The sequence below is a fragment of the Pseudomonas iridis genome (genome assembly GCF_017980685.1).
In the GTDB taxonomy this organism is placed as follows: Bacteria; Pseudomonadota; Gammaproteobacteria; order Pseudomonadales; family Pseudomonadaceae; genus Aquipseudomonas; species Aquipseudomonas iridis.
In genome coordinates, this window is the sequence record NZ_JACXXO010000001.1 from 800,180 (window position 1) to 823,240 (window position 23,061).

Sequence of the window (23,061 nt, forward strand, 5' to 3'; positions counted from 1 at the left end):
CATTGCCATGCACCCTTAGAGAATTCGCATGCAAACTTTTTTTATCGCACCCACCGATTTTGGTGTGGGTCTGACCTCCATCAGCCTCGGGCTGGTGCGTACGCTGGAGCGGGCCGGGCTGAAAGTCGGTTTCTTCAAACCAATCGCCCAACCGCATCCGGGCGACACCGGCCCTGAGCGCTCCACCGAACTGATGGCGCGCACCCACGGCCTGAAACCACCACAGCCGCTGGGTCTGGCCCATGTCGAGCGGATGCTGGGCGATGGCCAGCTCGATGAGCTGCTCGAAGAAATCATCACCCTGTATCAGCAAGCAGCCGTCGGCAAAGACGTGCTGGTGGTTGAAGGCATGGTGCCGACCCGCAGCGCCAGTTACGCCGCACGGGTCAATCTGCATCTGGCTAAAAGTCTGGACGCCGAAGTGATTCTGGTCTCGGCGCCGGAAAACGAAGTGCTCGCCGAACTCTCCGGCCGCGTCGAATTGCAGGCGCAATTGTTCGGGGGTCCGAAGGACCCGAAAGTCCTCGGCGTGATCCTCAACAAGGTCAAGACCGACGAGAGCATGGAAGCGTTTGCCGCACGTCTGAAGGAGCACTCGCCGTTGCTGCGCAGCGGTGATTTCCGTCTGCTCGGCTGCATCCCGTTCCAGCCTGAACTCAATGCACCGCGGACCCGCGACGTCGCCGACCTGATGGGCGCACAAGTGCTCAACGCCGGCGACTATGAAACCCGCCGGATGACCAAAATCATCATTTGCGCACGCACCATGCGCAACACCGTCGAGCTGCTCAAGCCCGGCGTGCTGGTGGTGACGCCGGGGGATCGTGACGACATCATCCTTGCGGTCAGCCTCGCGGCGATCAACGGCGTACCGCTGGCCGGCCTGTTGCTGACCAGCGACACCCTGCCCGATCCGCGCATCATGGACTTGTGCCGTGGCGCCTTGCAGGCCGGATTGCCGGTGTTGTCGGTGAGCACGGGCTCCTACGACACCGCCAACCTGCTCAACGGCTTGAACAAGGAAATCCCGATTGACGACCGCGAGCGCGCGGAGATCATCACCGATTTCGTCGCCAGCCACCTCGACGCCAACTGGCTGCACCAGCGCTGCGGTACACCACGCGAGATGCGCCTGTCGCCGGCGGTGTTCCGTTATCAACTGATTCAGCGCGCCCAGGCCGCCAACAAACGCATCGTCCTGCCTGAAGGCAGCGAGCCATTCACCGTGCAAGCGGCGGCGATTTGTCAGGAACGCGGGATAGCCCGTTGTGTGTTGCTGGCCAAACCCGAAGACGTCGAAGCGGTCGCCCGCGCCCAAGGCATCGTATTGCCGCCTGGGCTGGAGATTCTCGATCCGGATCTGATCCGCGAGCGCTACGTCGAGCCGATGGTTGCCCTGCGCAAGACCAAAAGCCTCAACGCGCCAATGGCCGAGCAGCAACTGGAAGACACCGTGGTGATCGGCACCATGATGCTCGCGCTGGATGAAGTCGACGGCCTGGTTTCCGGCGTGATCAACACCACCGCCAATACCATCCGTCCGGCCCTGCAACTGATCAAGACCGCGCCGGGCTGCACGCTGGTGTCGTCGGTGTTCTTCATGCTGTTCCCGGAGGAAGTGCTGGTCTACGGCGACTGCGTGATGAACCCGCACCCGAGCGCCACCGAACTGGCAGAGATCGCCCTGCAAAGCGCCGACTCGGCCGCAGCATTCGGCATCACCCCGCGCGTGGCGATGATCAGTTACTCCAGCGGCGAATCGGCCACTGGCGAGGAAGTCGAGAAAGTCCGCGAGGCCACCCTGCTCGCCCACGAACAACAGCACTCGCTGCTGATCGATGGCCCGCTGCAATACGACGCCGCCGCCAACGAAACCGTCGCTCGGCAACTGGCACCGAACAGTCCGGTGGCCGGTCGCGCCACAGTGTTTGTGTTCCCCGATCTGAACACCGGCAACACCACACACAAAGCTGTGCAGCGCAGCGCCGACTGCGTCAGCCTCGGCCCGATGCTCCAAGGCCTGCGCAAACCGGTGAACGACCTGCCGCGCGGCGCGCAAGTCGACGACATCGTCTACACCATCGCCCTCACCGCGATTCAAGCCGCCAACCGACCTATGGATGTGTAAATGCTGGATTTCCTCCCTGCGCCGCTGCGCGGCGTGATCGCCTCACTGTTGTTGGCGCTCAACACGATTCTGCTGTGTTCGTTTCTGTTCTGCGTGGCGCTGATCAAGGCCTTGCCGTTCGCCTTCACCCAGCGCATCGCCGGTTGGCTGATGAGCCACACCCACGAAGCGTGGATCAGCAATAACAAGGGCTGGATGAACCTGGTGCGCCGCACGCGCTGGCACATCAGCGGCCTGCAAGGTCTCGACTACAACCACTCCTATCTGATTACCAGCAACCATCAGAGCTGGGTCGACATTCTGGTGCTGCAATACGTGCTCAACCGTCGCATCCAGCCGCTGAAGTTCTTCCTCAAGCAAGAACTGATCTGGGTGCCGGTGATCGGTCTGGCGTGGTGGGCACTGGGCTTCCCGTTCATGAAGCGCTACTCCAAGGCCTATCTGGAAAAACACCCGGAGAAAAAAGGCAAAGACCTCGAAACCACCCGCAAGACCTGCGCGAAATTTCGCAACAATCCGGTGGGAATCTTCAACTTCGTCGAAGGCACGCGCTTCACCACTGGCAAGCATGCACAGCAACAGTCGCCGTTCAAATACCTGCTCAAGCCGAAGGCTGGTGGCATTGCGTTCGTGCTGGATGCGATGGGCGAACAGTTGGAGTCGATCGTCAACGTGACCATCCACTACCCAGCCGGGCGCCCGGGATTCTGGGATTTACTGTGCGGCAACGTGCGAGACGTAGTGGTGCACTTTGAAGAGCTGAAGATTCCTCGGCAGTTCATCGGCAAGAATTACGATCAGGACGGTGAGTATCGTTTGCAGTTCCAGGGCTGGATCAATCAGCTGTGGCTGGATAAAGACGCGCTGCTCGAACAGATGCATCGCGAGTATCCAGCGAAGTCTTGAAGCGTCTGTTCTGACCTCATCGCTGGCAAGCCAGCTCCCACAGGTTTCTCTGCCTTACACAATATTTGTGTGCGCTGAAAATCCCTGTGGGAGCTGGCTTGCCAGCGATAGCCATCTTAAGGTCAAAAAAAAAGCCCGCCGATGATTGCACATCGGCGGGCTTTTTCTTGCGCTTGAAACTGGAAGCTTGCAGCTGCTTTATCGCTTAAATCGCGCCACGTTGACGCAGCAGATCCAGCACTTGCTTGACGCTCTCTTCCAGCGACAGCGCCTGAGTGTCGATCACCAGGTCAGCATTCAACGGCACGTCATACGGGAAGGACTCACCCGGAATATTATCGCCGCCCGCCGCATACAACCCCTGCGGATCACGCTCTGCACATACCGTCGGCGAAGCCTGCACATAGACCGTCAGCAAACGATCCTTGCCAATCAGGTCCTTGGCCTGCTCGCGCCCTTCAGCACTCGGCGCCACGAACGCCGCCAGAGTCAGCAAACCAGCCTCGTTAAACTGACGCGCCACATGCGCGGCACGACGCCAGTTCTCGGTACGGCCAGCGCGGTCCTGCGGCAGACCTTTATTGAGATCGTGACGCAGATTCTGGCCATCCAGCACAAACACCGCACGACCGAGGTCGAACAACTTGCGCTCGACCGCATAAGCCAGCGTGCTCTTGCCCGCGCCCGACAGACCGCTGAACAGCACGGTGGCCGGTTGCTGACCAAAGCGCTGCGCACGTTCTTCAGTTGCCACATGCGCCAGTTTGCCGTGGTGTGTCGTGGTGCCATGGGAAACAGGCTGAGCGACGATCATGCCAGCGCCAACGGTGCCGTTGGTCAAGCGGTCGATGATGATGAACGCGCCGGTGGTGCGGTTGCTTTCGTAACCGTCCAGGGCAATCGGCGCATCAAGCGCGATCCTGACCTTGCCGATTTCGTTGAGCTGCAAAGCGCTCGCCGGGCCTTCTTCCAGCGTGTTCACGTCGACCTTGTTGATGATGCTGGCAATCGAGCCCGGCACGTAACTGGTCGCCCGTTTGATGTCGTACTTCTTGCCTGGCAGCATCGGCTCTTCAGCCATCCACACCAGCATCGCTTCGAAGCTGTCGGTGACCGGCGGCACGTTGTCGGCATGCACCAACAGGTCGCCGCGAGAGATGTCGATTTCGTCTTCCATGGTCAGCGTGACAGCCTGGCCAGGCCCTGCATGCTCCAGCTCACCTTCGAAGGTGACGATGGATTTCACGCGGCTGCTCTTGCCCGACGGCAGCACCACGACCTCGTCACCCTTCTTGACGATGCCGCTGGCGAGGGTGCCGGCGAAACCGCGGAAGTTCAGGTTTGGACGATTGACGTACTGCACCGGGAAACGCAGATCGGTGAAGTTGCGGTCGCCCGCCACTTCCACGGTCTCGAGAATTTCCATCAGCGACTGACCGGTGTACCAAGGCGAGCGCTCGGATTTGCTCACCACGTTGTCGCCTTTCAGGGCAGACATCGGCACGAAGTGCATGCTGGTCGGCTTCATCTTCAAGCCTTCAGCGAACTTCAGGTAATCAGCCTTGATCGACTCGAACACGCCTTCATCGAAGTCTTTCAAGTCCATCTTGTTGATGGCGACAACGATGTGTTTGATCCCCAGTAAGGACGCGATGAAGCTGTGGCGACGGGTCTGGGTCTGCACACCGTAACGGGCGTCGACCAGGATGATCGCCAGGTCACAGGTGGACGCACCGGTGGCCATGTTGCGGGTGTACTGCTCATGGCCGGGGGTGTCGGCGATGATGAATTTGCGCTTGGCGGTGGAGAAATAGCGGTAGGCGACATCAATGGTGATGCCCTGCTCACGCTCGGCCTGCAGGCCGTCGACCAACAATGCCAGGTCGATGTCATCGCCAGTGGTGCCGACTTTCTTCGAATCGCGAGTGATGGCTTCCAGATGATCTTCGTAGATCATCTTGGAGTCGTGCAGCAGGCGCCCGATCAGGGTGCTCTTGCCGTCATCGACGTTACCGCAGGTCAAAAAGCGCAGCAGCTCTTTACGTTCGTGCTGGCCCAGGTAGGCGAGGATGTCCTCGCTGATCAAATCAGATACGTGCGACATGACAACCCCTTAGAAATAACCCTGACGTTTTTTGTCTTCCATGGAGCCTGCGCCATCGTGGTCGATGACCCGGCCCTGGCGCTCGGAAGTTCGCGTCAGGAGCATTTCCTGAATGATGTCCGTGAGGCTTTCGGCCTCGGACTCCACCGCGCCCGTCAACGGGTAGCAACCAAGGGTACGGAAACGCACTTTCTTTTTGACGATGCGCGCTTTGTCTTCGTCGGACAGGTGTTCAAGGATGCGCTCGTCGTCGATCATGATCAGCGTGCCGTTCTTCTCGATCACTTCACGCTCGGCGGCGAAGTACAGCGGCACAATCGGGATGCCTTCGAGGTAGATGTACTGCCAGATGTCCAGCTCGGTCCAGTTCGACAACGGGAACACACGAATGGATTCGCCCTTGTTGACCTTGCCGTTGTAGACGTTCCACAGCTCCGGGCGCTGATTTTTCGGGTCCCAGCGGTGTTTGCTGTCGCGGAACGAATACACACGCTCTTTGGCGCGGGATTTCTCTTCATCGCGACGTGCGCCGCCGAACGCTGCGTCGAAACCATGCTTGTCGAGCGCCTGTTTCAGGCCCTCGGTTTTCATGATGTCGGTGTGCTTGGCGCTGCCGTGGGTGAACGGGTTGATGTTCTGCGCCACGCCATCCGGGTTGATGTGCGTGATCAGGTCCAGGCCAAGCTCTTCGACCATCTTGTCGCGGAACTTGTACATTTCCTGGAATTTCCAGCGGGTGTCGACGTGCATCACCGGAAACGGCAGTTTGCCCGGGAAGAACGCCTTGCGTGCCAGGTGCAGCATCACGGCGGAGTCTTTACCGATGGAGTACAGCATCACCGGGTTATCGAACTCGGCGGCCACCTCGCGGATGATGTGGATGCTTTCCGCCTCCAGCTGTTTCAGATGCGTCAGTTTGTCGACCATGGCTACTCACGAAAGCTTTCTTATGAACGGCCAGCGGGCCGTGTTCGAGCGAGGAATCCTAGCACAGCGACATCTTCTAATCAGGACGCCAACTAGAACGAAAGGACATATGAATATGCCCACTCGTTTGGGCGAAGGCATTCAATGTGGGAGCGAGCCTGCTCGCGAAAGCGTCGTGTCAGGCAGCGCTGTATTGAAGCGTAAATCGTATTCGCGAGCAGGCCCGCTCCCACCAGGATTTGTGCTGGATTCAAATGGGATTCGGGCAGTCGATGAAGATGTGCTCGAGAGCGAAGCGTTTTGCCAAATAGTCACCCAGAGCCTGCACGCCGTAACGCTCGGTGGCGTGGTGGCCGGCGGCGATAAAGCTGATGTCGTTTTCCCGGGCGCTGTGAAATGTCTGCTCGGAAGCTTCACCGCTGAGAAACAGATCGACACCCGCCGCCACGCCGTGATCGATGTAGCCCTGACCACCGCCAGTGCACCAGCCTACCCGGCGGATCATCCCGCTGCCTTCAACCAGCAGCGGTTCACGGCCCATCACTTCCTGGACCTTGCGGGCGAAATCGCGCGGGGTCATTGGCTCGTTCAGCGAACCGACAAGCCCGACTATTTTCAGATTATCCGGATCCAGCGGCCCTTCAACGGTGATGTCCAACTGACGCGCCAACTGCACGTTGTTGCCGACATCCGGGTGCAGATCCAGCGGCAAGTGATAGGCGAGCAGGCTGATGTCGTGCTTGAGCAACGTCTTCAAACGACGCTGCTTCATGCCCGTGACGCAGGGGTTTTCGCCCTTCCAGAAGTAACCGTGGTGCACCAGCACCAGATCGGCCTCGGCCTCGACGGCGGCATCGAGCAACGCCTGGCTCGCAGTGACGCCGCTGACGATGCGCATCACTTGCGGACGGCCTTCGACCTGCAAGCCGTTGGGGCAATAATCGGCAATTTTTGCACTGGCCAGGTATCGGTCGGCTTCTTCGACGAGGGTGCTGAGGGCAACGGCCATGAAAGACTCCTAAATATCCCGTTCAGAGGCACGCGCGGCCTCGTATAATGCGCGACATTATGGGCGGTCTGACTTCGCCTGCAACTTTTCCAGGACGTGTTTAATGTTCAAGGCGCTGCGTTTTTTTGGCTGGCCATTGTTGGCCGGTGTGCTTATCGCACTGTTGATTATTCAGCGATACCCGCAGTGGGTCGGGTTGCCGAGCCTCGACGTCAACCTGCAACAGGCGCCGCAGACCACCCTCGTGCAACAGGGGCCGGTGTCCTATGCCGACGCGGTGACGATCGCCGCGCCCTCGGTGGTCAACCTGTACACCACCAAAGTCATCAACAAGCCGGCGCATCCTTTATTCGAGGATCCACAGTTCCGCCGTTTCTTTGGTGACAACTCGCCGAAGCAGAAGCGCATGGAGTCGAGCCTCGGTTCCGGCGTGATCATGAGCCCGGAAGGCTACATCCTGACCAACAACCACGTTACCAGCGGCGCCGACCAGATCGTCGTAGCACTCAAGGATGGCCGGGAAACCCTGGCCCGAGTGATCGGCAGCGACCCGGAAACCGATCTCGCCGTCCTGAAAATCGACTTGAAAAACCTGCCAGCGATCACCGTCGGCCGTTCCGACAGCATCCGCATCGGCGATGTTGCGCTGGCCATCGGCAACCCGTTCGGCGTCGGCCAGACGGTGACCATGGGCATCATCAGCGCCACCGGGCGTAATCAGTTGGGCCTGAACAACTACGAAGATTTCATCCAGACCGACGCGGCTATCAACCCGGGTAACTCCGGCGGTGCACTGGTGGATGCCAACGGCAACCTCACCGGCATCAACACGGCGATTTTCTCCAAGTCCGGTGGCTCGCAGGGCATCGGTTTTGCCATCCCGGTGAAACTGGCGATGGAAGTGATGAAGTCGATTATCGAGCACGGGCAGGTAATTCGCGGCTGGCTCGGCATCGAAGTGCAGCCGCTGACTCAGGAACTGGCCGAATCGTTTGGTCTGTCCGGGCGTCCGGGCATTGTCGTCGCCGGGATCTTCCGCGATGGCCCGGCACAGAAGGCCGGCCTGCAATTGGGCGACGTGATTCTCAGCATTGATGGCGAACCGGCCGGCGATGGTCGTCGCTCGATGAACCAGGTCGCGCGCATCAAACCGACCGACAAGGTCACGATTCAAGTGATGCGTAACGGCAAGGAGATCAAGCTCTCGGCGGAAATCGGCCTGCGCCCACCGCCGGCACCGGTGCAGGAAAAACGAGAGTAAAAATTTATTCGCGTCAACGGCGCGAATAAAAGACATTCTCAAAAGGCATGTTATATTGTTTCAATCTGACAATTGGAACAACATAACATGTCGTCTCGAACAAAGGCCTCACTGCTTGGCCTGACTCTCGGTCTACCCCTTGCCTTGCTGGGCGATGCGGCCTTTGCCGAAGAGCCGCCACCGCTCGAACTGGACGCGATCAGCGTCACCTCCGATTACGAATCCCCCACCGGTCCAGTCAAGGGCTACCGTGCCACGCGCTCATCCAGTGCGACTAAAACCGACACGGCGATCCGCGATATTCCTCAGGCAATCAGCGTGGTGCCAGCCAGCGTGCTCAAGGATCTGGGCAGCACCAGCGTCGAGCGCGCGCTGGATTTCGCCGGCGGCGTATCGAAGCAAAACAACTTCGGCGGCCTGACGCTCTACGAATACAGCGTGCGCGGTTTCACCACCTCGGAGTTCTACAAGGACGGCTTCAGCGCCAATCGCGGTTACCCGAGCACACCGGACGCAGCCAATATCGAGCGTATCGAAGTGCTCAAAGGCCCGGCGGCCAGCCTTTATGGCCGTGGCGACCCGGGTGGCACGGTGAACATCGTCACCAAAAAACCACAGCCCGAAGCCTTTACCACGTTGCAGACCAGCGCTGGCAGTTGGGATCGTTACCGCACGGCGCTGGACGTCAACACGCCGCTCGATGAGCAGGGTGACGTGCTCTCGCGGATCAACCTTGCAGTCGAGGACAACCACAGCTTTCGCGATCACGTCGACAGCAAACGCGTATTCGTCGCGCCCTCGATCAGCTGGCAACTGAACCCGGATACGTCGCTGTTGGTGGAAAGCGAAATCGTCCGCCACAGCTCGACGTTCGACCGTGGCATCGTCGCGCCTGGCAATAAATGGAGCGGTGTTTCTCGTTCGACGTTCCTCGGTGAACCCAACGACGGCAACATCGACAACCACAACAATCTGCTTCAGGCGACGCTCGAGCATCATCTTAACGACAGCTGGAAACTGCGTCTGGCCAGCCATTACAAGGAAGGCAAATTGTGGGGCGACGCTTCCGAAAGTCGCCCGCTGAATACTGACGGTCATACCGTCAACCGCCGTTACCGCGAGCGCGATACCAACTGGCACGACAGCATCACCCAACTGGAATTGCGTGGTTTGTTCGACCTCGGCCCATGGCAGCACGAACTGCTGATCGGCACCGAATACGAGAACTTCCGCAAGAACGAGCGCGTCACCACCATCGCCGGCGGCCCCTACGCCATCGACATCTACAAGCCAATCTACGGCCAGCCGAAACCCAACGGCGCACGCTCGGGCACTGACACTTTCGAGCACCTCGAAAGCCACGCGCTGAACCTGCAGGATCAAATCGTCTTTACCGACAAATTGCGCGGGATGATCGGCGCACGCTTCGAACACTTCGAACAAAACATCGATGACCACAGCCGCAACGCCAGCAGCCGCCAGACCCACGACGCCCTCACTCAGCGCGCCGGCCTGCTCTATCAACTGACGCCCGACACCGGCCTGTTCGCCAACGCCTCGACCTCGTTCAAACCAAACAACGGCCTCGATGCGGCCGGCAAATCCTTCGATCCGGAGGAAGGTGTCGGCTACGAAATCGGCATCAAAAACGAACTGTTCGACGAACGTCTGAGCAGCACCCTCGCCTTCTTTCACATCGACAAGGAAAACGTCCTCGCGCTCGACCCTGCCACCGACACCAACCGCGCGATGGGCAAGGCACGCAGTCGCGGCTTCGATCTGCAGGTGACCGGCCAAGTCACCGATGCCCTGCGGGTGATTGGCGCCTTCGCCTACATCGACGCCGAAGTGACTCAGGGTGACGCCGTGATTCCCACCGGCAGCCGCATCCTCGGCGTGGCCAAACGCAGCGGCAGTCTGCTGGGTGTTTATGAATTTCAGGACGGGCATCTGCGCGGCTCGGACGTTGGCGCAGCGTTCACTTACGTCGGTGATCGCTCGGGCGAATCCGGCAGCGATTTCGAATTGCCGGCGTATCACACCGTCGACCTGCTGGCCCATTACAAGGCCAGCGACAACGTCACCGTCGGCCTGAACCTGAACAACGTATTCGACGAAAAATACTACGAGCGCTCTTACAGCAATTACTGGGTCAACCCCGGCGAGCCGCGCAATTTCACCGTCAGCCTGTCACTCAATCTGTAAAAGGAAGTCACCATGCAATACGGCAAAACCCTGCTGGTCATCGCCGCGCTGTTCGCCGGACAAGCCTCGGCCCATGGCCTGTGGACCGAACAACGGCGCGGCAACATCGAAGTGATCTACGGTCACGGCGCCGAAGACAACGCCTTCAAGGCCCAGAAAATCAGTGGCGCGTGGGCTTATGACGCGGGCGGCAAGATGATCCCGGTGAGCGTCGAGCGCCTGCCCGATCACGCCCGTCTCAAGCCGCTGAAAACACCCGCGGTCATGGCCGTGGCGTTGAATAACGGGATGTGGTCGCAAACCGCTGACAAGAAGTGGATCAACGAAGGGCGCAGCAAAGTGCCGGGCGCCGTCGAGGCGACGCAGACGTTCAAGTACAGCCTGGCGATCTATCAACCGGGGGCGAAGTTGCCCAAGCTGGATCAGATCAAGTTGCTGATTCTGCCGGAAGTTGATCCGCTGACGGTCGGGCCGGGCAAGTCATTGCCGGTGCGCGTGTTGCTTGATGGCAAACCGGCGGCGGGCGTCAAGTTGATCGGCGATTACCGCAGCGCACCCAATACCCTGAGCACCGAGACCGACAAGGACGGCCGTGCGCAGGTGCTGGTGCGAAATGAAGGGTTGAATGTGATTGCGGCACAGGTTGAGGTGCCGGTGAAGGACAGCGCTGATGTGGATAGTCGCGGGTTGTTTAGTTCGCTTACGTTTTTGGGTGAACCGCATCACGAATAAAAGCCCCCCTCATCGGAAACGCCGCCCGCCCAGCCCTCTCCCAGAGGGAGAGGGAGCCGACCGAGGTGTCTGGCGCCATACATCGACCTGCAAAACCGGGTCGATCGTGGATTCGGTAAAGAATTCCCCAGGGTCGGTGTAACGCTGAAGCATCCCCCAATCAGTCCCCTCTCCCTCCGGGAGAGGGTTAGGGTGAGGGGCTTTTGCTTTTAGAGATCACCAAGCCCATCGATCAGCGCCTGATTCTGCTCCGGCGTGCCAATCGAAATCCGCAGGAACTGCGCAATCCGCTCTTGCTTGAAGTGCCGCACAATCACGCCCTGCTCGCGCAACTTCGCCGCCAGCCCTGCTGCATCATGTTGCGGGTGACGGGCAAAAATGAAGTTCGCCGCCGACGGCAACACCTCAAAACCCTTGCCCTGCAATTGCGCGACAACCCACTCGCGGCTTTCGATGACCAAACGGCAAGTCTTGTCGAAATACTCACGATCCTCGAATGCCGCCGCCGCGCCGACGTTCGCCAGGCGATCCAGCGGATAAGAGTTGAAGCTGTTCTTGATGCGCTCCAGCGCCTCGATCAAATCCGGATGCCCCACCGCCAAGCCAACCCGCAGGCCTGCCAGAGATCGGGATTTGGACAGGGTCTGCGTCACCAGCAGGTTCGGATAACGATCCACCAGGCTGATCGCCGTTTCACCACCGAAGTCGATGTACGCCTCATCCACCACAACTACCGAGTTCGGGCTGGCGATGAGAATCCGCTCAACCGCATCCAGCGCCAACAGGCAGCCAGTCGGGGCGTTCGGGTTAGGGAAAATGATCCCGCCGTTTGGCTTGGCGTAATCCGCCGGGTTGATCTGGAACTGCGCATCCAGCGGCACCGCGTCGAAATTGATGCCGTACAAACCGCAATACACCGGATAAAAGCTGTAGCTGATGTCCGGGAACAGAATCGGCTGATCGTGTTGCAGCAAACCATGGAAAATGTGCGCGAGCACTTCGTCCGAACCGTTGCCCAGGAACACTTGATTGGTCTGCACGCCGTAATAAGTGGCGACGGCGTTTTTCAGCAAATCGCTGTTCGGGTCCGGGTACAGGCGCAGGTTGTCGTTGAGTTCGGTCTGCATTGCCGCCAAGGCTTTTGGCGACGGGCCGTAAGGGTTTTCGTTGGTGTTGAGCTTGACCAGTCTGGTCAGCTTCGGCTGCTCGCCCGGCACATAAGGCACCAGATCCTTGACGAACGGGCTCCAGAATTTGCTCATGTTCAGTTCCCCTTCGTTTCGTCTTTGATGCGGTATTCGGCGCTACGTGCGTGAGCGCTCAGCGACTCACCACGGGCCAGGACCGAAGCAGTTTTGCCCAGCTCGGACGCACCGGCCTCGGAGCAGAAAATGATCGAGGAACGTTTCTGGAAGTCGTACACACCCAGCGGCGAAGAGAATCGCGCGGTGCCGGAGGTCGGCAGCACGTGGTTCGGGCCTGCGCAGTAATCACCCAGCGCTTCGGAGGTGTGGCGCCCCATGAAGATCGCACCGGCGTGGCGGATCTGCGGCAACCAGGCCTGCGGGTCGGCGACCGACAGCTCAAGGTGTTCTGGCGCAATGCGGTTGGCGACTTCGATGGCCTGGGCCATGTCACGCACGTGAATCAGCGCACCGCGGCCATTGATCGAGGTTTCGATGATGGCTGCGCGATCCATGGTCGGCAGCAGCTTGTCGATGCTCGCGGCGACCTTGTCGAGGAACTCGGCGTCGGGGCTGACCAGAATCGCTTGCGCGTCTTCGTCGTGCTCGGCCTGGGAGAACAGGTCCATGGCGATCCAGTCCGGGTCGGTCTGACCATCGCACACCACGAGGATTTCCGAGGGGCCGGCGATCATGTCGATGCCGACCTGGCCGAACACGTGGCGCTTGGCAGTGGCGACATAGATGTTGCCAGGGCCGACGACCTTGTCCACTTTCGGCACGCTTTCGGTGCCATAGGCCAGCGCGGCAACGGCTTGGGCGCCACCGATGGTGAACACGCGGTCAACGCCGGCAATGCACGCGGCAGCCAGCACCAGCTCGTTGATTTCACCGCGCGGGGTCGGCACGACCATGACCACTTCGGTCACGCCGGCAACCTTGGCCGGAATCGCGTTCATCAGCACCGACGACGGGTACGACGCCTTGCCGCCCGGCACATAAAGACCGGCGCGATCCAGCGGCGTGACCTTCTGGCCCAGCACCGTGCCGTCGGCCTCGGTGTAGCTCCAGGAGTCCTGTTTCTGTTTTTCGTGGTAGCTGCGCACGCGGGCCGCGGCTTTTTCCAGCGCCTCACGTTGCGCTACGGTGATGCGGGTCAGGGCCAGTTCCAGGCGTTCGCGCGGCAGGATCAGGTCCGCCATCGAGGCGACGTCGAGACCGTCGAACTTCTTGGTGAACTCGACCAGCGCCGCGTCGCCACGCTCGCGCACAGCCTTGATGATGTCGAGCACGCGCTGATTGACCGAGTCGTCAGACACACTTTCCCAGCTCAGCAGATGATCCAGATGATGCGCGAAATCCGGGTCAGCAGCGTTGAGTCGGCGAATTGCAGTCGGTGCGGTCATAGCGAGAGCCTCATAGGATTGGCAAAAACTCAGGCGCCCGAAACTACCATTCGATCCGCTTGGGCACCTGAGAATTCTGGCTATGAGGCGGATAGACGGCGCGACCTGAGGTCGCGCAAGTAAATCAGCCGCGGTGTCGCGATTCCACTGCGTTGCGCAGGGTATCGATCAACGCCTGGATACGGGCGTGTTGCATTTTCATCGAAGCCTTGTTGACCACCAGGCGCGAGCTGATCGTGGCGATCAGTTCCTGAGGTTCCAGACCGTTGGCGCGCAGGGTGTTGCCGGTGTCGACCACGTCAATGATCTTGTCGGCCAGGCCAATCAGCGGAGCCAGCTCCATCGAACCGTACAGTTTGATGATGTCGACCTGGCGGCCCTGCTCGGCGTAATAACGCTTGGCAACGTTGACGAACTTGGTCGCCACACGCAGGCGGCCCTTTGGCTCGGCGGCGCCGATCTTGCCTGCGGTCATCAGTTTGCACTGAGCGATCTGCAGGTCCAGTGGCTCGTACAAACCCTGGCCGGTGTATTCCATCAACACGTCTTTACCGGCCACGCCGAGGTCGGCCGCGCCATGCTCGACATAGGTCGGCACGTCGGTGGCGCGCACGATCAGCAGGCGTACGTCTGGCTGCGTCGTGGGGATGATCAGCTTGCGGCTCTTGTCCGGATTCTCGGTCGGCACGATGCCCGCTTCAGCGAGAAGCGGCAGGGTGTCGTCAAGGATGCGGCCCTTGGACAGTGCGATGGTCAACATGGGAAACGTCAGTCCTTATCAAGGTACTCATGTCCGGTCGCAATCGGCGCCGGACACACATCGAGGTTTTCACGGATGAAAACCTCGATTCGAAACGAATTCAACGGACACGTCCCTGTGTCCACATGCAGTTATCAGCCCGGAACGCGACGGATCTTGGCGCCCAGCATCTGCAGTTTTTCTTCGATGCACTCGTAACCACGGTCGATGTGGTAGATGCGGTCGATCAGCGTATCGCCTTCGGCAACCAGTGCCGAGATCACCAGGCTGGCCGAAGCACGCAGGTCGGTTGCCATCACTGGCGCGCCCTTGAGCTTTTCGATACCGGTAACAATGGCCGTGTTGCCTTCAACCTGGATATGCGCGCCCATGCGGTGCAGTTCGTAAACGTGCATGAAACGGTTTTCGAAGATCGTCTCGATCACTGCACCAGTGCCTTCGGCAATGGCGTTGAGCGAGATGAACTGCGCCTGCATGTCGGTCGGGAACGCCGGATACGGCGCAGTGCGCACGTTGACTGCTTTCGGACGCTTGCCGTGCATGTCCAGCTCGATCCAGTCTTCACCGCAGGTGATTTCTGCACCGGCTTCGCGGAGTTTTTCCAGAACGGCTTCGAGGATGGTCGGATCGGTGTCCTTGACCTTGACGCGGCCACCGGTCACGGCAGCGGCGACCAGATAAGTGCCGGTTTCGATACGGTCAGGCATGACTTTGTAGAAAGCCGAACCCAGACGCTCGACGCCATCAATGGTGATGGTGTCGGTGCCGGCGCCGGAAACCTTGGCGCCCATGGCGTTCAGGAAGTTCGCCAGGTCAACCACTTCAGGCTCGCGGGCGGCGTTCTGCAACACGCTGCGGCCCCTGGCCAAAGCGGCGGCCATCATGATGTTTTCGGTACCGGTCACACTGACGGTATCGAAGAAGAAGCTTGCACCGCGCAGACCGCCCTCAGGCGCCTTGGCCTTGATGTAGCCGCCTTCGACGTCGATCACTGCGCCCATGGCTTCGAGGCCACGGATGTGCAGGTCAACCGGACGCGAACCGATCGCGCAACCGCCAGGCAGTGCGACTTCGGCTTCACCGAAGCGCGCAACCATCGGGCCGAGCACCAGGATCGACGCACGCATGGTTTTCACCAGTTCGTACGGAGCGATCAGGGTCTTGATGGTGCGCGGGTCGATTTCGACGCTGAGCTTCTCGTCGATCACCGGCTCGATGCCCATGCGACCGAACAGTTCGATCATGGTGGTGATGTCGTGCAGGTGCGGCAGGTTAGCCACCGTTACCGGGCCATCGCACAACAAGGTGGCGGCCAGGATCGGCAGGGCAGAGTTCTTTGCCCCGGAAATGCGGATCTCGCCATCAAGACGAGCGCCACCGGTAATAATCAATTTATCCATAAGAATCTCGACGCCCTTAGGCTCAGGTGCGCTCGGCCCAGGCCGCGCTGCTGAAAAATTTCATAGTAACCGCATGGATGCTGCCATCGGTGATCCATGGGTTCAAATGGGCATAGATCTGCTGCTGACGCTTCACCGGGCTCAACGCCGCCAGTTCATCGCTAATCACGTTCAGCTGGAAATTGCAGCCTTCGCCCTCAACTTCTACCAACGTTCCGGGCAGCTTTCCTTCTAGGAAGCTCTTCACTTCTACGGCCTGCATGCTCAACCTCAATCGGCGCCCTGTGCGCACGGGTCGGACATCATACAAAAAAGCCCCGCGCCTGCGAACCCCGCATGGCAGGACTCTGACGGGGGGCTTCTTTAATGATGCGGGTTCAGGGTTGCGCCAAGAGTTCGGTCAGCTCACTGACCTGAGCAATTTCGCGCATGTCTTCGGGCATCGCGCGGATGCTGACAGCCTTGCCGGCTGCCTGTGCATCGCGCATGAAACACAGCAGCAACGACAAGCCGACGCTGCTGGATTTCTTTACGGCCGAGCAGTCGATGACCAGCGAAGACGCCTTGCTGGACTTGATCAGCGCCTGACCTTCCTTGCGCAGATCAGGCCCGGTGCGGTAATCCAGCACTCCGCTGAGCAAGAGCTCGTCTACATCACTCATACGAACTGCGGCCTCATTCATTGCGCTGGCTTCTCGGCAGCTTTTTCGGTGGTTTCCTTGGCCTTGGCCACTTCCCCGGCCCAACCGTTGATGGTCGCGTCCAGATTGTTGCCATTGCGCTGCATCGCGTCAGCGAACTGATCACGGAACAGCTTGCCGATGTTGATACCGTTGATGATCACGTTGCGCAGTTTCCACTCGCCGTTGATCTTCTCCAGCGTGTACTGCACAGGGTAGACCGCGCCACTGCTGCCCTTGACGGTCATGTTGACGCTGGTGCGATCGCCCGACTCATCCTTGGCAGGTTCAACGGTGATGCCCTGGTTGTTGTACTCGAGCAAGGCGTTGCCGTAGAACTGGAACAGACCTTTCTTGAAGTTTTCCTGGAAGGTTTGCATCTGCGCCGGCGTGGCCTTGCGCGAATACTTCACCGTCATGATGCTTTTCGAAATGCCCTCGGCATCCACCACCGGCCCGACAATATTGTTGAGCGCCGCGTAGAAGTCGGTCGGATCCTGCTTGTATTTCTCTTTGTTGGCAGCCAGATCGGCCAGCAACCGGGTGGTTGTGTCCTGAACCAGTTCATGGGCCGACGTTGCAGCCACAGCGTTACCCATCAAAGGCAGAGCCGCCAGTAACACCAACAGGCTGCGTCGCAAGATAGAGATCATTCAAAAGCTCCTCATTTGGCGTCTTTGCTAACGGTATTGAGCAGGAATTTACCGATCAGGTCTTCCAGTACCAGAGACGACTGCGTGTCGTGAATGGTTCCACCATCCTTCAGAACGGTGTCTTCCCCGCCTACGCTGATACCGATGTACTTCTCGCCCAGCAGACCAGCGGTCAGGATAGACGCTGTGGAGTCGGTCGGCAGATTGTCGACTTTCTTGTCCACTTGCAGTGTCACCCGACCGGTGAAGCTGTCGCGGTCCAGATCGATTGCCGTGACTTTGCCGATGGTGACACCGGCCATGGTCACTTTGGCTCTGACCGTCAGACCGGCGATATTGTCGAAGTAGGCATACAGCTTATAAGTGTCGGTGGTCGAAGTCGGAGACAGGCCACTGACCCGCAACGCAAGCAGCAACAAGGCCAGGATCCCTGCCAGCAGGAACAGGCCGACACCGATTTCCAGGGTGCGGTTTTGCATCAGAAATCTCCAAACATCAAAGCGGTCAGAATAAAGTCCAGACCCAGTACTGCCAGCGAGGCAAACACTACGGTCTTGGTGGTGGCACGACTGATCCCCTCGGAAGTGGGCTCACAGTCATAGCCTTGGAATACGGCAATCCAGGTGACGACGAAGGCGAAAACAATACTTTTGATGACGCCGTTGAGCACGTCACTGGTGAAGGTCACGCTGTTTTGCATGTTCGACCAGTAAGACCCTTCATAAACACCCAGCCAGTCGACAGCGACCCACGAACCGCCCCAGATGCCCACCACGCTGAAAATCATTGCCAGCACCGGCAGGGAAATGAAACCGGCCCACAGACGCGGGGCAATAATGTATTTGAGCGGGTCGACACCGATCATTTCCAGGCTGGAAAGCTGTTCGGTGGACTTCATGTTGCCGATTTCCGCGGTCAACGCCGAACCGGCGCGCCCGGCAAACAACAGTGCGGTCACCACCGGACCCAGCTCACGCAGCAGTGTCAGCGCAACCATCTGCCCTACCGCCTGCTCCGAACCGTAGCTCGAGAGGATACTGAACCCCTGCAAGGCCAGAACCATGCCGATGAAAACCCCGGAGACCACAATGATCACCAGCGACATGACGCCGACCGAATGCAGTTGCTTGACCAGCAGGCCAAATCCGCCACTGATGCCGCCACGTCCAACCAAAGCGTGAAACAGGAACAGCGTCGCCCGACCGAACACCGCAATGGCGTCGATCGCCGCTTCGCCGAACCGGCGCACGCGTTCTATTAATGAAATTCTGCGCATCAGCGCTTCCCCAGAAGATCTGCGCGGTAGTCCGTCGCTGGAAAATGGTACGGCACCGGGCCATCGGGATTACCGGACATGAACTGACGGATACGCGGCTCATCCGAGTTCATCAACTCGTCCGGCGTACCCTGCCCCAGCACCTGACCGTCACCCACTACATAGATGTAGTCGGCAATGCTCGCGGTTTCAGCCAGATCGTGGGACACCACAATACTGGTGATGCCCAACGCATCATTGAGCAGACGGATCAGACGTACCAATACGCCCATGGCGATCGGGTCCTGACCGACGAACGGCTCGTCGTAAAACAGGATCTGCGGATCCAGCGCAATGGCACGGGCCAGAGCCACGCGACGCTTCATGCCACCGGACAGTTCATCGGGCATCAGCTCGATGGCACCGCGCAACCCCACCGCCTGCAATTTCAGCAAGACGATGTCGCGGATCATTTCTTCCGGCAACTGAGTATGAACGCGCAGGGGAAAAGCGACGTTCTCGAAAACATCGAGATCGGTGAACAGTGCGCCGCTCTGGAACAGCACACCCATATGCTTGCGCGCATCGAACAGATCGCTGCGCGACAGCGTAGGCAGGTTCTGGCCGTTGACCCAGACTTCGCCGCTGGCAGGGCGCAACTGAGCCCCCATCAACCGCAGCAGCGTGGTCTTGCCACACCCGGAAGGTCCCATGATGCCGGTGACCTTGCCGCGCGGGATGCGAATATCGACGTTATTGAAAATGCTGCGCGCACCGCGCTTGAAGGAAACTCCCTTCAGCTCGACCGCGTAGGCGTTATCGGCACTCATCTAAACTCCTTGCGATGCAGCCTCTCACTCGGACGCCTGGCTTTAGTGAAAAAGCACGTACGTCCCGGGCAGGCCGAACTGGCGGCGAACTATATCACTGCAAAGGCCAAGCGCCCAAGGCTTGTGCCGGCCCGTATTCAGCGAGATGACAGGTGCGGAGGCGCTTTTGCCGGGTTTTGGTAACGCGGGATGACAAAGCATGACGAACTTGCGTGAGGCTTTGCTACATAACCGCTATAATCGCCGCCTTTTCATCGGGCTATACGATTTCTGACATGAGCCAATCCAGCGACCTGATTCAATCGGCACAACGCACCATTCGCCTCGAAGTGGAAGCCGTACAAGGCTTGTTACCCCATATCGACGCCGATTTCGTACGCGCCTGCGAGATGATTCTGGCCAGCAAGGGCCGTGTGGTCGTGGTCGGCATGGGCAAATCAGGGCACGTCGGCAACAAGATCGCCGCGACTCTGGCCAGTACCGGCACCCCGGCCTTTTTCGTTCACCCGGCCGAAGCCAGTCATGGCGACATGGGCATGATCACCCGCGACGACGTGATCCTGGCCCTCTCAAACTCCGGCTCGACCAACGAAATCGTCACCCTGCTGCCGTTGATCAAGCGTCTGGGCATCCAGTTGATCAGCGTCACCGGCAATCCGGCCTCGCCGCTGGCCAAAGCCGCCGAAGTGAACCTCAACGTTCACGTCGAGCACGAAGCCTGCCCGCTGAACCTGGCGCCAACCTCGTCGACCACTGCAGCCCTGGTCATGGGCGATGCCCTGGCCGTCGCATTGCTGGAGGCTCGAGGGTTTACTGCTGAAGACTTCGCCTTCTCCCATCCAGGTGGCGCCCTTGGCCGCCGCCTGTTGCTGAAAGTGGAAAACGTCATGCACGCCGGGCAGGAGTTGCCGCAGGTTCAACGCGGCACGCTGCTCAAGGACGCGCTGATGGAAATGACTCGCAAGGGTCTGGGCATGACCGTCATTCTTGAAACCGACGGCAAACTCGCCGGGATCTTCACCGACGGCGATTTGCGCCGCACCCTTGATCGCAGCATCGATATCCGCAGTGCGACCATCGACCAGGTGATGACAGCCCACGGCAAGACCGCCCGGCCCGAGATGCTCGCCGCCGAAGCCCTGAAAATCATGGAAGACCACCGAATCAATGCGCTGGTAGTGGTCGACGAGGAGGATCGCCCGGTCGGCGCCTTCAACCTCTCCGATCTGCTGCGCGCAGGAGTCATGTAAATGAGCACCGATCTGCTGCAACGCGGCAAAGCCATCAAACTGGCAGTTTTCGACGTCGATGGCGTCCTGACTGACGGACGCCTGTACTTTCTTGAAGACGGTAGCGAGTTCAAGACCTTCAACACCCTCGACGGCCAAGGCATCAAGATGCTCATGAACGCCGGCGTGCAGACCGCCATCATCAGCGGCCGCAAGACACCCGTGGTCGAACGCCGGGCGAAAAACCTCGGCATCCCACACCTGTTTCAGGGACGCGAAGACAAATTGGTGGTTCTGGACGGTCTACTTGAGCAACTGGGCCTAAGCTATGAACAAGTCGCCTATCTGGGCGACGATTTGCCTGACCTGCCGGTGATCCGCCGCGTCGGGCTGGGCATGGCCGTCGCCAACGCCGCTGATTTCGTCCGCGAACACGCCCATGGCGTTACCCGCGCCCGAGGCGGTGAAGGTGCTGCCCGCGAATTCTGCGAATTGATCCTGCGCGCCCAGGGCCGCCTCGATGCGGCCAACGCCGCGTACCTGTGAGCCAAACCATGTTTAGCAAAAAATTTCGTAACTTCCTGCTGTTCGGCTGCATCGCTGCACTATTTGCAGCCGTCGGCTACTGGAACATCAGCCCGGAACGCTTCCTCGACAAGCCTCCGACCACGTCCGTGGAAAACCCTATCGACTGGTATGCGACCAACACGCATACCGTGCAATACCTGCCGGATGGCAAAGTGCAGTATGAAATGACATCCGACAAGGCCGAACACGTCAAGGCGACCGATGTCACGCTGGTTACCAAGCCCGACCTGAACATGTACCGCGGAACGGATTTCCCGTGGCACGTGACCAGCGAACGTGGCGAAGTGAATTCGGGCGGCACTGAAGTCGAATTGATCGATTCGGTACGCATCAAGCGCACCGATGAAAAGAACCGCGACACGCTGATCACTTCCACTCGCATGACAGTGTTCCCACAGCGGGAATATGCGCAGACCGAGCAACCCGTTAGAATCGAGGGCGCTGGCGGTGTATCGACTGGCGTAGGAATGAAAGCGTACCTGAAGGAAAGCAGGATACACCTGCAATCGAACGTAAGAGGACAGTATGAGGCTCGTTAAAACCCTCCCTATTTTGCTCAGTCTGGGCGCAGCACTGGGAAGCGTGAGCGCCTGGGCTCTGCCGAACGATCAAGAGCAGCCAATCCGCATTCAGGCCGACGATGCCCAGCTGGACGACAAGAACGGCGTAGCCACCTATAAAGGTGACGTGATCATCACTCAGGGCTCGATGATCGTAAAAGGCAACACCGTGACCATCACCCGCACCTCGACCGGTGATATCGACGTTGTGACGTCGGTCGGCAACCTCGCCTACTTCGAACAACTGCAGACTGCCGGCGACACCAAGCCCGTTCAGGGCTGGGGCGTGACGATTCAGTATCACGCCGCGCAAAATCGCGTCGTACTGATCGACAAGGCCAAGGTTGTCGATAAAGACAGCAACACCACCCAAGGCGAGAAAATCGTCTACGACACCGTGAAGAAACTGGCCAGCGCCGGTCGCGCTACCGGCAGCAAAGTCACCGAAGCGCGTCCGCGCATCGACATGGTGATCCAGCCGAAGAAGAAATCCGAAGAGAAAAACCAGTAATGGCAACTCTGAAAGCTCAGCACCTGGCCAAGGCCTATAAAAGCCGCCAGGTCGTGCGTGACGTCAGCCTGTCGATCGACAGCGGTCAAATCGTCGGCCTGCTCGGCCCCAATGGTGCCGGCAAGACCACATGTTTCTACATGATCGTCGGGCTGGTTCAGGCTGATCAGGGCCGTGTGCTGATCGACGATCTGGACGTCAGCCACCAGCCAATGCACGGTCGTGCAAAGGCCGGTATCGGCTATCTGCCGCAAGAAGCGTCGATCTTCCGCAAACTGTCGGTAGCCGACAACATCATGGCCATCCTCGAGACCCGTCAGGAACTCGACAAGGCCGGTCGTCGCAAGGAGCTGGAAAGCCTGTTGCAGGAGTTCCACATCAGCCACATCCGCGACAACCTCGGCATGAGCCTGTCCGGTGGCGAACGCCGCCGCGTGGAAATCGCTCGCGCGCTGGCGACTGCACCAAAATTCATCCTGCTCGACGAACCGTTCGCCGGTGTCGATCCGATTTCGGTCGGCGACATCAAGCAGATCATCCACCATCTCAAAGCCAAGGGCATCGGTGTTCTGATCACCGACCACAACGTGCGCGAGACGCTGGATATCTGCGAAACCGCTTACATCGTCAACGACGGTCAACTGATCGCCGAAGGTGACTCCGCTACCATCCTGGCCAACGATCTGGTCAAAGAAGTGTATCTGGGCCACGAGTTCCGCCTGTAAGCGCAAAG

The 23,061-nt window shown here is 59.4% G+C and carries 23 protein-coding genes; 10 read left to right on the plus strand and 13 right to left on the minus strand.

The window, feature by feature from the left end; all coding sequences use genetic code 11:
- The first annotated feature begins 28 nt into the window (after positions 1–28).
- Both pta and IEQ42_RS03760 read left to right on the plus strand, forming a co-directional pair.
- The gene (gene pta, locus IEQ42_RS03755) at positions 29–2,128 is read left to right on the plus strand and encodes a phosphate acetyltransferase (protein ID WP_042557686.1); all 2,100 of its coding nucleotides are present in this window, start codon (positions 29–31) and stop codon (positions 2,126–2,128) included.
- Positions 2,129–3,034: an acyltransferase gene (locus IEQ42_RS03760; protein ID WP_210702594.1), complete on the plus strand. Its 906-nt coding sequence runs from the start codon at positions 2,129–2,131 to the stop codon at positions 3,032–3,034. It abuts the gene before it with no gap.
- Between the two features lie 205 nt (positions 3,035–3,239).
- Here IEQ42_RS03760 and cysN read toward each other — a convergent pair whose 3' ends face one another.
- The 3 genes from cysN to IEQ42_RS03775 all read right to left on the minus strand — a co-directional run bounded on the left by cysN (position 3,240) and on the right by IEQ42_RS03775 (position 7,074).
- Positions 3,240–5,138, minus strand: coding sequence for a sulfate adenylyltransferase subunit CysN (gene cysN / locus IEQ42_RS03765; protein WP_210702595.1), 1,899 nt, complete (start codon positions 5,136–5,138; stop codon positions 3,240–3,242).
- A gap of 9 nt (positions 5,139–5,147) precedes the next feature.
- Complete coding sequence (gene cysD / locus IEQ42_RS03770) at positions 5,148–6,065, minus strand: sulfate adenylyltransferase subunit CysD (RefSeq protein ID WP_007912374.1); 918 nt, start codon at positions 6,063–6,065, stop codon at positions 5,148–5,150.
- A 250-nt stretch (positions 6,066–6,315) separates the two neighbouring features.
- Positions 6,316–7,074 (minus strand): Nif3-like dinuclear metal center hexameric protein, encoded by a 759-nt coding sequence (locus IEQ42_RS03775; protein WP_042557683.1) that lies wholly within the window; start codon positions 7,072–7,074, stop codon positions 6,316–6,318.
- 103 nt (positions 7,075–7,177) lie between these two features.
- Between IEQ42_RS03775 and algW the strand changes: the two genes are divergently transcribed.
- From algW to IEQ42_RS03790, 3 genes are all read left to right on the plus strand, one after another.
- Entirely contained in the window at positions 7,178–8,335 is a 1,158-nt protein-coding gene (algW, locus tag IEQ42_RS03780; protein WP_042557682.1) for a Do family serine endopeptidase AlgW, read from the plus strand.
- Between the two features lie 87 nt (positions 8,336–8,422).
- Positions 8,423–10,540, plus strand: coding sequence for a TonB-dependent siderophore receptor (locus IEQ42_RS03785; RefSeq protein WP_210702596.1), 2,118 nt, complete (start codon positions 8,423–8,425; stop codon positions 10,538–10,540).
- Positions 10,541–10,552: 12 nt separating this feature from the next.
- Positions 10,553–11,272 carry a DUF4198 domain-containing protein gene (locus IEQ42_RS03790; RefSeq protein ID WP_210702597.1) on the plus strand — a complete coding sequence of 240 codons (720 nt, stop codon included), beginning with the start codon at positions 10,553–10,555 and terminating at the stop codon, positions 11,270–11,272.
- A 209-nt stretch (positions 11,273–11,481) separates the two neighbouring features.
- Here the strand turns inward: IEQ42_RS03790 and hisC are convergent, their stop codons facing one another.
- The 10 genes from hisC to IEQ42_RS03840 form a co-directional block, all read right to left on the minus strand.
- A complete protein-coding gene (gene hisC / locus IEQ42_RS03795; protein ID WP_210702598.1) occupies positions 11,482–12,534 on the minus strand; it encodes a histidinol-phosphate transaminase in 1,053 nt (350 codons plus the stop codon).
- Positions 12,535–12,536: 2 nt separating this feature from the next.
- A complete protein-coding gene (hisD, locus tag IEQ42_RS03800; RefSeq protein ID WP_042557678.1) occupies positions 12,537–13,862 on the minus strand; it encodes a histidinol dehydrogenase in 1,326 nt (441 codons plus the stop codon).
- 124 nt (positions 13,863–13,986) lie between these two features.
- Entirely contained in the window at positions 13,987–14,622 is a 636-nt protein-coding gene (gene hisG / locus IEQ42_RS03805) for an ATP phosphoribosyltransferase (protein ID WP_008085048.1), read from the minus strand.
- 134 nt (positions 14,623–14,756) lie between these two features.
- Positions 14,757–16,022, minus strand: a complete 1,266-nt coding sequence (gene murA, locus IEQ42_RS03810; protein WP_210702599.1) for a UDP-N-acetylglucosamine 1-carboxyvinyltransferase — start codon at positions 16,020–16,022, stop codon at positions 14,757–14,759.
- 22 nt (positions 16,023–16,044) lie between these two features.
- Entirely contained in the window at positions 16,045–16,284 is a 240-nt protein-coding gene (locus tag IEQ42_RS03815) for a BolA family protein (RefSeq protein WP_007912386.1), read from the minus strand.
- A gap of 115 nt (positions 16,285–16,399) precedes the next feature.
- Positions 16,400–16,705, minus strand: a complete 306-nt coding sequence (locus IEQ42_RS03820) for an STAS domain-containing protein (RefSeq protein ID WP_042557676.1) — start codon at positions 16,703–16,705, stop codon at positions 16,400–16,402.
- Positions 16,702–17,355: an MlaC/ttg2D family ABC transporter substrate-binding protein gene (locus IEQ42_RS03825; RefSeq protein WP_210702600.1), complete on the minus strand. Its 654-nt coding sequence runs from the start codon at positions 17,353–17,355 to the stop codon at positions 16,702–16,704. The genes IEQ42_RS03820 and IEQ42_RS03825 overlap by 4 nt, the downstream gene beginning before the upstream one ends.
- Positions 17,356–17,366: 11 nt before the next feature.
- Positions 17,367–17,834 (minus strand): outer membrane lipid asymmetry maintenance protein MlaD, encoded by a 468-nt coding sequence (mlaD, locus tag IEQ42_RS03830; protein ID WP_210702601.1) that lies wholly within the window; start codon positions 17,832–17,834, stop codon positions 17,367–17,369.
- Positions 17,834–18,631 carry a lipid asymmetry maintenance ABC transporter permease subunit MlaE gene (gene mlaE, locus IEQ42_RS03835; protein ID WP_042557673.1) on the minus strand — a complete coding sequence of 266 codons (798 nt, stop codon included), beginning with the start codon at positions 18,629–18,631 and terminating at the stop codon, positions 17,834–17,836. Before mlaE ends, mlaD begins: the two co-directional genes overlap by 1 nt.
- Positions 18,631–19,440: an ATP-binding cassette domain-containing protein gene (locus tag IEQ42_RS03840; protein WP_210702602.1), complete on the minus strand. Its 810-nt coding sequence runs from the start codon at positions 19,438–19,440 to the stop codon at positions 18,631–18,633. Before IEQ42_RS03840 ends, mlaE begins: the two co-directional genes overlap by 1 nt.
- 275 nt (positions 19,441–19,715) lie before the next feature.
- Between IEQ42_RS03840 and IEQ42_RS03845 the strand changes: the two genes are divergently transcribed.
- From IEQ42_RS03845 to lptB, 5 genes are read left to right on the plus strand one after another with little or no spacing between them, the layout of a single operon-like run.
- A complete protein-coding gene (locus IEQ42_RS03845; RefSeq protein ID WP_210702603.1) occupies positions 19,716–20,690 on the plus strand; it encodes a KpsF/GutQ family sugar-phosphate isomerase in 975 nt (324 codons plus the stop codon).
- Positions 20,691–21,215: a KdsC family phosphatase gene (locus IEQ42_RS03850; RefSeq protein WP_042557670.1), complete on the plus strand. Its 525-nt coding sequence runs from the start codon at positions 20,691–20,693 to the stop codon at positions 21,213–21,215.
- An 8-nt stretch (positions 21,216–21,223) separates the two neighbouring features.
- A complete protein-coding gene (gene lptC / locus IEQ42_RS03855) occupies positions 21,224–21,796 on the plus strand; it encodes an LPS export ABC transporter periplasmic protein LptC (protein ID WP_210702604.1) in 573 nt (190 codons plus the stop codon).
- Entirely contained in the window at positions 21,783–22,328 is a 546-nt protein-coding gene (lptA, locus tag IEQ42_RS03860; protein WP_150595041.1) for a lipopolysaccharide transport periplasmic protein LptA, read from the plus strand. Before lptC ends, lptA begins: the two co-directional genes overlap by 14 nt.
- The gene (lptB, locus tag IEQ42_RS03865; RefSeq protein WP_007953572.1) at positions 22,328–23,053 is read left to right on the plus strand and encodes an LPS export ABC transporter ATP-binding protein; all 726 of its coding nucleotides are present in this window, start codon (positions 22,328–22,330) and stop codon (positions 23,051–23,053) included. The genes lptA and lptB overlap by 1 nt, the downstream gene beginning before the upstream one ends.
- Positions 23,054–23,061: the final 8 nt, after the last annotated feature.